Source organism: Paraburkholderia sp., assembly GCF_047605525.1.
GTDB lineage: Bacteria > Pseudomonadota > Gammaproteobacteria > Burkholderiales > Burkholderiaceae > Paraburkholderia.
In genome coordinates, this window is sequence record NZ_JASGFN010000041.1 from 31205 (window position 1) to 42309 (window position 11105).

Annotated in this window: 10 protein-coding genes; 8 read left to right on the forward strand and 2 right to left on the reverse strand. The window is 66.2% G+C overall.

Annotation, left to right across the window (positions count from 1 at the left end):
- Nucleotides 1-9: 9 nt before the first annotated feature.
- Entirely contained in the window at nt 10-981 is a 972-nt protein-coding gene (locus QM685_RS34860; RefSeq protein ID WP_415123801.1) for a thymidylate synthase, read from the reverse strand.
- Between the two features lie 211 nt (nt 982-1192).
- On the reverse strand, nt 1193-2587 hold the full coding sequence (locus tag QM685_RS34865; RefSeq protein WP_415123802.1) for a sigma 54-interacting transcriptional regulator: 1395 nt from the start codon (nt 2585-2587) through the stop codon (nt 1193-1195).
- Nucleotides 2588-3126: 539 nt separating this feature from the next.
- On the opposite strand from QM685_RS34865, the gene QM685_RS34870 reads away from it, so the two are divergent.
- The 8 genes from QM685_RS34870 (at nt 3127) to QM685_RS34905 (ending at nt 11063) form a co-directional block, all read left to right on the forward strand.
- The gene (locus QM685_RS34870; RefSeq protein WP_415123803.1) at nt 3127-3600 is read left to right on the forward strand and encodes a hypothetical protein; all 474 of its coding nucleotides are present in this window, start codon (nt 3127-3129) and stop codon (nt 3598-3600) included.
- A gap of 96 nt (nt 3601-3696) precedes the next feature.
- Nucleotides 3697-4245 (forward strand): hypothetical protein, encoded by a 549-nt coding sequence (locus tag QM685_RS34875; protein ID WP_415123804.1) that lies wholly within the window; start codon nt 3697-3699, stop codon nt 4243-4245.
- A 32-nt stretch (nt 4246-4277) separates the two neighbouring features.
- Nucleotides 4278-4904 (forward strand): hypothetical protein, encoded by a 627-nt coding sequence (locus QM685_RS34880; protein ID WP_415123810.1) that lies wholly within the window; start codon nt 4278-4280, stop codon nt 4902-4904.
- A gap of 27 nt (nt 4905-4931) precedes the next feature.
- A complete protein-coding gene (locus tag QM685_RS34885) occupies nt 4932-6323 on the forward strand; it encodes a hypothetical protein (protein WP_415123805.1) in 1392 nt (463 codons plus the stop codon).
- Between the two features lie 92 nt (nt 6324-6415).
- Nucleotides 6416-7129, forward strand: a complete 714-nt coding sequence (locus tag QM685_RS34890; RefSeq protein ID WP_415123806.1) for a C39 family peptidase — start codon at nt 6416-6418, stop codon at nt 7127-7129.
- A 7-nt stretch (nt 7130-7136) separates the two neighbouring features.
- Nucleotides 7137-7961: a peptidase C39 gene (locus QM685_RS34895; protein WP_415123807.1), complete on the forward strand. Its 825-nt coding sequence runs from the start codon at nt 7137-7139 to the stop codon at nt 7959-7961.
- Nucleotides 7962-8060: 99 nt separating this feature from the next.
- Nucleotides 8061-9533 carry a hypothetical protein gene (locus tag QM685_RS34900; protein WP_415123808.1) on the forward strand — a complete coding sequence of 491 codons (1473 nt, stop codon included), beginning with the start codon at nt 8061-8063 and terminating at the stop codon, nt 9531-9533.
- A 24-nt stretch (nt 9534-9557) separates the two neighbouring features.
- Nucleotides 9558-11063, forward strand: a complete 1506-nt coding sequence (locus QM685_RS34905; RefSeq protein ID WP_415123809.1) for a sigma 54-interacting transcriptional regulator — start codon at nt 9558-9560, stop codon at nt 11061-11063.
- Nucleotides 11064-11105: the final 42 nt, after the last annotated feature.

The following is an 11105-nucleotide window of genomic DNA, read 5'->3' on the forward strand; positions in this document are numbered from 1 at the left end:
CACCTGACATCAGATCGCCATCGGCGCCGTCAGCGGCTCATGATGTCGATAGCCGACCAGCGAGAAATCCGCCGGCTCGATCTTCTCGAGCCATTCCGGCTCGTACACGCCGGTCTTCGCGTACTCGGGTACGCGGTCCGAAATCGCGAGCCGCGGGCTCTCGTACGGCTCGCGCTTCAGTTGCTGGTGCAGCATGTCGAGCTGATTCTCGTAGATGTGCGCATCGCCGATGAAATAGCTGAACCAGCGCGGCGTATAGCCCGTCAGCCGGCCGACCAGATGCAGCAGCGCCGCGCCTTCGGTCAGATTGAACGGCGTGCCGAGCCCGACGTCGTTACTGCGGATGTACAGACACAGCGAAATTTCGCGGCGCGCGACGTTCGGCAAAAACTGGTAAAGCAGATGGCAGGCCGGCAGCGCGATCTGATCGAGCACCGCCGGATTCCATGCATGAAACAGAATGCGCCGGTCGGCGGGGTTCTGCATGATCGTGTCGAGGCACTGGCGCAACTGGTCGATCGCCTTGTACAGCAGCACCTTCGGGCGGCCGTCTTCGTCGAATTGCGTGATCACGCGAAAGCCGCGCGAGCGCGCATCGGCGAGCTGCGCGCTCGCGCCGGCGTCGAGCACCTTGTACGCGGGCCACTTGCGCCACTGCACGCCGTACACGTCGCCGAGATCGTCGGGGCCTTCGCGATACGGATTCGCGAGCCATTGTTCGTTCTGGTTCGCGTTGCCGTCCCACACCTTGCAGCCGAGATCGCGGAAATCCGCGGCGCTGCGCGACGCGCGCAGAAACCCAACCAGCTCGCCGATCGCCGACTTGAACGCGAGCTTCTTCGTCGTGACCGCGGGGAAGCCTTGCTGCAGATCGAAGCGCAGCATCGCGCCCGGCATGCTGATGGTGCGGATGCCGGTGCGGTTTTCCTGCCACGTGCCGGTATCGAGAATCGTGCGGACGAGGTCCAGGTATTGTTTCATGCGGTTTCCTTCAGCACGGCGCCTGAAACTCGAGATGCGCCGCGGGATTGAACAAAACCCGATTCTAACAAGCGCGACCGCACGACGCCCGGTCATGGCGTGGCGCGTTGGAAATCGTGGGGGAAGTTCGGAACGGATGGAAAAGCGCGCCGGGAAGGACGCGCAGCCGCGCCTATCCCGTACCCTCGGCGGGCGCGTCGCCCGCGCGACTTCAAAGATGCTGCACCGAAGCCGGCAAATCGCCGTGCGGCGTCGACATCGGCTCGCCTTCCATATGGCGCATGCCATGCGAGCACAGCAGCCGGTACAGCGTCACGCGCGAGATGCCGAGTTCCTGCGCCGCGTCGCCGAGCCGTCCGCGATGACGCAGCAGCGCAAGCTCGATCGCCTGACGCTCGGCCGCTTCGCGCGCCTGCGCGAGCGACACCGGCACGATCTCGACATACTCGGCGAGCTCGAGGTCGCGCGCGGTGATCGCGCGCCCTTCCGACATCACGATCGCGCGCCGCACCCGGTTGATCAGCTCGCGCACGTTGCCCGGCCAGCCGTAGTTATGCAGCGCCGCGATCGCGTCGGGCGCGAAGCCGCGCAGACGGCGGCTCGCATCTTTCTTGAAACGCTCGAGCATATGACGCGCGAGCAGCTCGATGTCCTTGCCGCGCGCGCGCAACGGCGGTTCGTCGATCTGCAGCACGCACAGCCGGTGATAGAGGTCGGAGCGGAAGCGTCCTTCGATCATCGCCGCGGTCATGTCCACGTGCGTCGCCGAAATGATCCGCACGTCGACGTCGATCGCCGTGTGTCCGCCGAGCCGCTCGACCTTGCGCTCCTGCAAAAAGCGCAGCAGGCTCGCCTGGCTTTCGAGCGGCAGATCGCCGATTTCATCGAGAAACAGCGTGCCGCCGTTGGCCGCTTCGACCCGGCCGATCTTGCGCTGATTCGCGCCGGTAAACGCGCCGCGCTCGTAGCCGAACAGCTCGGATTGCAGCAGATGAGGCGGAATCGCGCCGCAGTTGATCGGCACGAACGGCGCGTTGCGGCGCGCCGAGCGCTCGTGAATCGCAACCGCGGTGAGTTCCTTGCCGGTGCCCGATTCGCCGGAGATGAACACCGGCGCGTCGGTCATCGCGACCTTGCGGATCGAGCGGAACAGCGCGAGCATCGCGTCGCACGAGCCGACCATCTCGCCCTCGGCGCCCTGCGAGCCGTCGTTCGACGCGGTTTCGCCGAGCGAGATCATGCCGTACGCATGACCGACCGAATCGACGATGCGATCGCCCGAATACGGCACCGTGACGTAATCGAAACAGTAGTCGCGCACGAGCCGGCGCAACGCGGCGTCCTGCAATTGTCCCGCGGTAGTGGCCGCGACCCAGCCGACGTTCGGCATGGTCAGGCAGGATTCGAAAGCGGCGATCTCGTGCGGCTGGAAATCGCTGGAAAGATCGAGCAAACCGCCCGCCGCCATACCGGCGCGAACTGCCCTGCGCGCATCGCGCGCCGATCCCACGACTTCGACATGCCAGCCACGCTGCAGAAAACGCGTATTCAGCTCCGCGCTCGGATCGCGCGAAACGTAAATCAGTTGCCGCGTTGCGGGTTCCATTATTCAGATCCTCTCGTCAACGAACGTTAAGGACGACGCATGCACCTGAAACTGCAGTTCAGACACGCTGACTCATTCGGGATTCGCAAATCGCAAAAACCGAACGGCCATTCCATTCCGTGCGGACAGCTGATCCCCAAGAAAGCGGCGTGTGTGTTTGAGACGGCCTGTTATGGGCCTTTTTTAAAATCCAAAGCTGTTTTTCGAGAGCTTACTATACGCGCGCCGCTTCGAAAACAATTATGCGAATTTAATCAGGGACCCTTTGCCCATCAAGGCTTGGCGGCCGATAGCGATTTATTCAGCCTACCAATAAAACATTTGTGGAAGCGCTTTTACCAGTGTTCGTCAGAAGGTAGTTCGTACCTTTCCGTTTAACAAATTATAGGTATTTTCTGCTGTGCCGTTTCAGTGCTGAAACGTTTTTTTCCGATTTCGACGGCATTACTTCGGGTTATGTGGGTCGGGTCCAGACGTATCAAAGGATTGCGAGCGATGGCACATGTTTCGCTAAATGGCGTGCACCAGGGAGACACATCATGCGCCTCGCTTTCCGCATCGATCTGATTAGCCGTGCACCGTGCTTGGCAATTTTCGCGGCGCTCGTATTAAACGCGCTGCCGCTGGCCGCCAGTGCCCAGACAACCCCAGCCGCGCCGGCCCAATCCGCCACGCTGGCGGAATCCGGCGATGCCGCCGGCAGTTCTTCCGCCAGCGGGCAAATCGCCGCGCCGCCCCTTACGGATACCGACAGCCAGGTCGCCGCGAACGCAACCAGCGCACGCGACGATGCTGCATCCGTGAACGATATTTCGCTCGACGATCAGGTGCTGTCGCGGCAACGCGGCGGCGCGGTCGGCATGTTGATGGTGGCCGCGACACCGCAGTTGATGCAAGGCGGCGGCAACCAGGTGACGTTGTGGGACGAGATAGCCCCGCCCTCGCCGCTGCCCATTCCGGTCGACGCCGCGCGCGCCGCCCAGGGCAACGTCGCGACGTACCAGAGAAAGTAGCCCGAACCAGCAGGCAGTACAGGACCGGCCGGCCCGCCCGAGACAACGCGCGGCAAAGCGGCAGGACCCAGGACACGAGAGAGAAAGGACCGGGACATGACGACGAACCTTCTGACGCCGCGCGCCGCCGGGCTGCCGGCGGCGTCGCCGGATGGCACGCGCGCCCGGCCAGGTGCGGTAAGGCTCGGCGCCGCCGTTCTCGCCGCCGCCTTCACCACGGGCTTTGCCGGCCACGCGCGCGCCGAACAGGTCGCCAATCCGGGCGACATCATCGTCGAGCGCAGCGTCACGCCGCGCGATGCGTTCGTCCCCGTACCGCGCGATCAGGATCCGGTCGCCGTGCGCGCCACCACGTTCCCGTCCAACTCGTTCAATCCGGCGATCGCCACGCTCGTGGGCGACGCCGACCTGACGAACGCGCACGGGTCGACCGGCGTCGCTTCGGGCGGCGTGCTCAGCGGCACCGGCATGCAGGCGGTCACGCAGATCCTGAGCGGCAAGGCGACCGGCAGCAACGTCGCGCTGAACGCCGGCGGGATCGGCGCACCGGCGCCGGGGATCGGCGGCACGATCAGCTCGTCGGTGACGGGCGCGCTCGCGCCGCTGTCGAACGTGCTCGGCGGCGCGCTCGGAGGTTTGAAATGAGTTCGCTTATCCACCTCCCCTTCGGCCGCGTGATGAAACCGCTGCGGTGCGCTTCGCTCTGCGTGTGCGTCGGCGCGTCGGGCCTCGTCGCGGCGCAGGCGCACGCCCAGGCCCAGCCGCAGCCGGCCCCGGTGATCGGCGCGACCGCGACGATCGGCACCGGCGCGGGCGCGGGTGTCAGCGGCGCGTTCACGGTCAACGAAACGGCCGGCCTCGACAACGCGCAGGCCAACCAGATCACGGTGACGAACGGCGCCGTGGCCGGCAACGCGAACGCGAGCACACAAAGCGCGTCGGTGGCCGCGAACGTCACGCACGCGCAGGCTTCGATCGAAGCCAACGCCTTTTCGAATACTTCCGGCGCGGTGCTGGTGAACCAGTCGGCCGGAGCAGGGAATCTGCAGCGCAACAGCACCCAGTTGGGCACTGCGGCGCTCGGAGTCGAGACCGTCTCGGATGGGGAGCTATCCGCGACGGCCCCGAAAAACGGGAGTCTGGGGCAGTCCAACGCCATTCGCAGCGTCCGCGAGGCCAGCATTTCCAGCGAGGCCTTCAGGAACGCAAACGGAATCGTGCAGATCAACCAGGCAGCCGGCGCCGGTAATGCCACGGCAAACAGTTTTGTGCTCCGTCCCCCGGCGGGCACTCTTTTTAACTGACCACACTTAAAAGTATCGGAGCGAATCATGAAGCGCACTCTTATTGCAGCAGCCGTGCTCGTTGCCGCATCCGGCAGCGCGTTTGCCGCGCCGCAGAAGGCCTACCTGTTCAACACCACGGCCGTGGGCGAGATGGTCGGCGTGGAAGGGCTGGTCGGGCTGTATGGCTGCGTGCACGTATCGAGCACGGCCGGCGCGGTAATCAACAACAACCAGTCGGTCAACGTAAACGCGTCGCTCGATCCGCAGGCGCAGACCTACACCACCGGCTCCGTCACGACGCGGCTGAACAACAGCTACACGTCGGTCAGGGGCGGCGGCTCCGCCTTCGCGTTCACGACGCAAAGCCACTCGACGTCGAGCTCCGGCTCGCAGGGCTTCCAGGCCTCGGGCGGCTATGCGTACGGCAGCCAGAGCGCCGGCGTGACGGGCGGCGGCTATGAAACGAGCCAGCAGGCTTCCGGCATCGCGGGCGGCTTCACGCACACGAGCCAGAACTCGGGCGGCCATATCTCGGCGGGCGGCTCGATCGGCGGCGGCTACAACTACAACACCCACAACACGCCGTCGCACGGCAACGGCTCGTTCAGCGCGGGCGGCGGCCTGCAGGCGGGCTACCGCGAGTCGGGCTACTCGAACAGCTCGGGCGTGGCCGGCGGCTTCGAGGCAAGCGAGGCATCCGGTCGAGGCAGAACGTGGGGCTATACCGCCAGCGAAGGCTCCGGCTTCGCGACGGTCGGCGAGCACTCGTCGGGCTACTCGCGCAGCCACTCGTCGTCGACCGACGCGTATGGCGCCGCATGGGGCGTCGACGCCAGCATGGCGACGACCGACGTGACGACCCGCGGCTCGGTCACCCAGCACATCAACAACCAGGCGGCCGGCACGCTGAACGCCACAACCGGCACCGACGCGGCCACCAACGTGTCGGGCAACCTCGGCGTGAACATCGCGGAAGGCATCAGCAACGCGCAGAGCAACGACGTGTCGCTCGCGTCGGTCGACATCGGCAACGTGTTCGGCAACGCGCAGGACTTCAACAGCCAGTCCACCAGCGGCACCGCCCGGATCAACAACTTCAACCTCAACGCGTCGGTCGGCAACGGCTCGCTGGCGGGCGTGACGGGCAACGTCGGCGTGAACGTCGCGTCCGGTATCGGCAACGTGCAGAACAACAGCCTTGCCGGCGCCGTGACGACGACCTCGCCGGGCAAGGCGATGACCACCGCGATGAACGCCACGGACGACAACTCGCAGAGCGCCGGCATGACGGTCCGCGGGCAATTCCAGGGCACCGCCATGCTCGGCAACGACACGCTGCACGGCGCGTCCGGCAACATCGGCGTGAACATCGCCGGCGGCGCGGGCAACCTGCAGCACAACGGCCTTGCCATCGCGGCGCTGAACAGCGGCAGGTAAGCCGGCGGCAGGCAAGCAGAAGCAACCAGAGCAGTTGGAGGACGCGCCGGCAGCCACAGAAGCTGCCGGCGCGCATCGGGCAGGAGACCAGCATGACCGGGTTCAAGGGGTTCCCGGCGCTACGGTTCGCCGTTGCGCTGGCAGGTTGCGTGCTGTGCGCGGACCACGCGTTCGCGCAATCGAGCATCGACACGTCCACGCTCGTGGGCGTGCCGCTGAAGAAGCCGATCCGTTCGATGAAGGATCTGCGCTACAGCCATATCGTCAATCAGCAGTTCGACTACAGTTGCGGCGCCGCGGCGCTCGCCACCCTCCTCAAGTACGGCTACGGCATCGACATTCCGGAAACCGAACTGATCCGCCGGATGATGGTTTTCTCCACGCCTGAAGTCGTCGTCAAGAACGGCTTCTCGATGCTCGACATGAAGAAATTCGTCGAGACCATCGGACTGCGCGGCCGCGGCTTTCGCGTCAACGTCGACGCGCTGCACCACCTTCAGATCCCCGTGATGGTCCTGATGAACATCGACGGCTACGAGCATTTCGTGATCGTCAAGCATGCGCAGGACGGCCGCGTGTTCATCGCGGACCCGGCGCTCGGCAATCGCATCGTGCTCGAAGAGGACTTCGCGAAGACCTGGAACGGTCTCGTGTTCGCGGTCCTCGGCAAACCCTTCAGGGAGGATTCACCGCTGTTGCAGGACAACGAGTCGCTCGCGCTGAAGCTGCGCGCCAACGCGCTGGCAGCCGGCACCGCCGCGACGCCCTTTTTCGAGTACGGCTTGAACAAGGCAGACATGTTCTGAACCGACCATGAAGTCACACCTCAACCCGCTCGGGCTCGTCCTCTGCGCCGTCGCATGCGGCGCAAGCGGCGCCGCCCATGCGTCGGACGGCGCCGCCTCGCCGCCCACGCTCGAGCTTTCCGTCCCGCACGAGCCCGCCGGCGCCGCGCTCACGGTGCAGGTCGTCGGCGACGACGTCCTCGCGGCCCAGACCGGCAAATACGCCGGCGCGCCGATGATCTCCGGCTTCGTGCTCAACGTCATTTCGCAATGGCGCCTGCCCAACGGCGTGAACGCCCTCGCCCAGGGCACGCTGAGCGCGGCGCGCAACCCGGCCGGCCAGATGACGAGCTCCGTCAGCACGTCCGCGAGCGTGACCGGCGGCTCGCATGGCCACGGCGGCCATCCGGGAGACTGGGGAGCCAATCCCAATGCGTACGCGAACGGCGGCCAGAGCGTCAGCGTGAACGGCGTGTCGCAGATCACGCAGGTGGCCGGCGACCGCAACAGCGGCACCAACTCGGCGCTGATCGATTTCAGCAACAGCGCGATGACGCCAACCCCAACCGCGCCCGCCAACACGCCGGCGGCGATGGCCAGCAATTCGACCGGCTCGGTGAAAGCCGGCATTTCGTTCGGCGGCAACGGCGTCAGCGTCGCGCTGCAGACACCCGCTGGGCTCGCCACCCAGACCATCGCGCCGAGCAGCGGGCAGATCGCCCAGTTGCTGCAGATTGCAGGCAATAACCAGCAAGTCGCCAACGCCCTGCAACTGCACCTGCAAACACAACAGATGCCGGCCGCGATGCTCCGCCAGCTAGGCGTGCTACAGGCATTGCAAAACAGGAGATGACGAGGCGGGCCGCCACCCGCCATCGGCAGCATAAGCAGTCAAGACACGGCCGCGCCCAGCAGTCGGACCGGTGCGGCCGGACCACCGGGGGAGCAGAAGATGAAAAACGTGTTATCGACCAGGGCGCCGCGCATGGCGCTGGCCGCCATTCCGGCCGCCGCCATGCTGTTCGCCTTTTCGCAGACGGCGAGCGCGCAGGCGCTCGCCGGTCAATCTCTGGAAGATCGCCTGAATACTCTGATGCGGATCGTCGACGAACAGCAGCGGCAAATCCATTCACTCGAACGTCAGGTCACTGATCTCGAGATGGCGCAACGCGGCCGCGGGGTGCCGGGCGCGGGCGCGCCCGCGGGCAGCGAGGCGGTCGCCGAACAGCCCGGCGCCGATGGCCTGCCGGTGCCGCTGCCGCCGCTCGCGCAGGTCACACCGGGGGCGCCCGCGCCGGGCAACGCGACCGGCACCGCGACCGGCGTGCCGGTCAGTCCGCCGTCGCCCGAGGGTGGCAACGCAGGCGGCAACTCGGGAAGCAATGCAAGCAGCAGCGCGAGCAGCCTGCCGCCCGCCACCGACGGCAGCGGCGCGGTCGGCCAGACCCAGCGCGCGGCCGAACCGGTGCGCACCCAGGCCGAGCAGGCGGTCGTGCAGCGCGAACACGCGCCGCTCTTCGATCACAAGCTGACGATGGACTTCGGCATCAGCGATACCTACTACGATCGCCGCCAGTTGCAGTTGTCGGGCTTCCTCGCGCTCGACGCGATTTTCCTCGGCAACATCAATCTCGGCCAGACCAAGTCGCACCAGGTGATGGCGGACCTCGACACGCGCTATGGCCTGACCGACCGGATCAGCGTCGACGTCGACGTGCCGTACCTGTACCGGCGCAGCAACTTCATCGTCGGCGGCGCGGGCGGCGCGGCGAGCACGCTGTCGGACGCGACGGTGTCGAGCCATGCGCTCGGCGACGTGAACTTCGGCATCTACTACCAGTTCCTGAAGGAAACCAACAGCATGCCGGACGTGGTCGGCAGTCTGCGCTTCAAGGCGCCGACCGGCACCTCGCCATTCGGCCAGAAGGTCGTGCAGGTCGACGCGAACAACACCAATCTGGTCGCGCCGACCGAACTGCCGACCGGTACCGGTTTCTGGAACATCACGGCGGGTGTGTCGGTGCTGAAGACCTACGACCCGGTCGTGCTGTTCGGCAGCGTTTCGTATACCTACAACGTCGCGCGTTCGTTTGCGGACATCTCGTCGGTGCAGGGACAAACCGAACCGGCGACGGTCAAGCTCGGCGACATCGTGCAGTTCGGCGGCGGCGTCGCGCTGGCATTCTCCGACAAGGATTCGGCCAGCGTGTCGTTCACGATGGCGCTCGAACCCGAATCGAAGACCCGCGCGCCGGGCGGCTCCTACCAGAGCGTGCCGGGCAGCGAAACGACGGCCGCGGTGATGAATTTCGGCCTGAACCACGTGGTGAACAAGCACCTGACCATCAACGGCGCGGTGTCCGTCGGGCTCACGCCCGATGCGCCGAACTTCGTGGTCGGCGTGCGGTTTCCCTACACCTTCTGACGTATCAACGATGCGAGGTCGAACGTGCGTGAATCACCTCATCTGACCAGTGTGGCTTCCGTGGCGGCAGCGGGAGCGCATCTGTCGCTCGCGTCGCCCGGGGAACGCGGCGGCGCCGTGCCCGCCGATGCGCCCGCGGCGCAGGCGCACCTCGAGCGCCTGCTGCTGTATGTCGCGCGCACGCCCGACGAAACGCTCGTCGCGCATCTGAAAAGCCGCGGCTGGCGGGTCGTTGCCGCGCGCTCGGCGCACGAACTCGGGCGGCTCTTGAAGCCCGGCATGGCCGGCGCGGGCATCGTCGATCTGGCGAGCTTCGCGCCGCGCGACATCGGCGGGCTCGAGACGAGCCTGCGTCAGCAGCAGGTCGGCTGGATCGCGCTCGCGACCGCCGAGCGGCTCAACGATCCTCTGGTGCGACGGCTCGTGCGCCATTACTGCTTCGACTTCGTGAAACTGCCGGTCGCCAACGCGACGATCGACTATCTGGCCGGCCACGCGTTCGGCATGGTCACGCTCTGCGATCCGGAACTCGCGCCGCCCGTCAGCGAATCGGGCGACGAGGAAATGGTCGGCACCTGCGAGGCGATGCAGCAGCTCTTTCGCACGATCCGCAAGGTCGCGAACACCGAGGCGAGCGTGTTCATCTCCGGCGAGTCGGGCACCGGCAAGGAGCTCACCGCGCTCGCGATTCACGAACGCTCGCCACGCCGCAAGGCACCGTTCACGGCGATCAATTGCGGCGCGATTCCCCATCATCTGCTGCAATCCGAGCTGTTCGGCTACGAGCGCGGCGCGTTCACGGGCGCGAATCAGCGCAAGATCGGCCGCGTCGAGGCAACCGATGGCGGCACGCTGTTTCTCGACGAAATCGGCGATCTGCCGCTCGAAAGTCAGGCGAGCCTGCTGCGCTTCCTGCAGGAAGGCAAGATCGAGCGGCTGGGCGGCCGGGAATCGATTCCGGTCGACGTGCGGATCATCTCCGCGACTCACGTCGATCTCGACAGCGCGATGCGCGACGGCCAGTTCCGCGCCGACCTGTTTCATCGCCTCTGCGTGCTGCGCGTCGACGAGCCGCCGCTGCGGGCGCGCGGCAAGGACATCGAAATTCTCGCGCATCACATCCTGCACAAGTTCAAGACCGACAACGCGCGCAAGATTCGCGGCTTCACGCCGTCGGCGATCGAGGCGCTCTACAACTACAACTGGCCCGGCAATGTGCGCGAGCTGATCAACCGCGTGCGCCGCGCGATCGTGATGGCCGAGAACAAGCTGATCTCCGCCGAGGACCTCGATCTCGCCGGCTTTACCGAGCAGGAGAGCATGACGCTCACGCAGGCGCGCGAGGCCGCGGAGAAACGCGCGATCGAGGCGGCGTTGCTGCGCCACCGGCATCGGTTGAACGAGGCGGCGGCAGATCTGAATATTTCGCGCGTCACGCTGTATCGGCTGATGGGCGTGCATGGCCTGCGCGAGGAGGGGGGCGCCGACGACAAGGGCGCATCCGCGGCCGATGAGCCGGTGCGGGAGTGAACGGCCGGCGGGTGCGCGGCCCCGGCCCACGCCGCGCGCGGC

Coding starts and splice junctions, on each gene's coding strand:
- QM685_RS34865 (WP_415123802.1), bottom strand. CDS start 2,587: ATGGAACCCGCAACGCGGCAACTGATTTACGTTTCGCGCGATCCGAGC.
- QM685_RS34875 (WP_415123804.1), top strand. CDS start 3,697: ATGACGACGAACCTTCTGACGCCGCGCGCCGCCGGGCTGCCGGCGGCG.
- QM685_RS34890 (WP_415123806.1), top strand. CDS start 6,416: ATGACCGGGTTCAAGGGGTTCCCGGCGCTACGGTTCGCCGTTGCGCTG.
- QM685_RS34895 (WP_415123807.1), top strand. CDS start 7,137: ATGAAGTCACACCTCAACCCGCTCGGGCTCGTCCTCTGCGCCGTCGCA.
- QM685_RS34880 (WP_415123810.1), top strand. CDS start 4,278: ATGAAACCGCTGCGGTGCGCTTCGCTCTGCGTGTGCGTCGGCGCGTCG.
- QM685_RS34860 (WP_415123801.1), bottom strand. CDS start 981: ATGAAACAATACCTGGACCTCGTCCGCACGATTCTCGATACCGGCACG.
- QM685_RS34900 (WP_415123808.1), top strand. CDS start 8,061: ATGAAAAACGTGTTATCGACCAGGGCGCCGCGCATGGCGCTGGCCGCC.
- QM685_RS34870 (WP_415123803.1), top strand. CDS start 3,127: ATGCGCCTCGCTTTCCGCATCGATCTGATTAGCCGTGCACCGTGCTTG.
- QM685_RS34885 (WP_415123805.1), top strand. CDS start 4,932: ATGAAGCGCACTCTTATTGCAGCAGCCGTGCTCGTTGCCGCATCCGGC.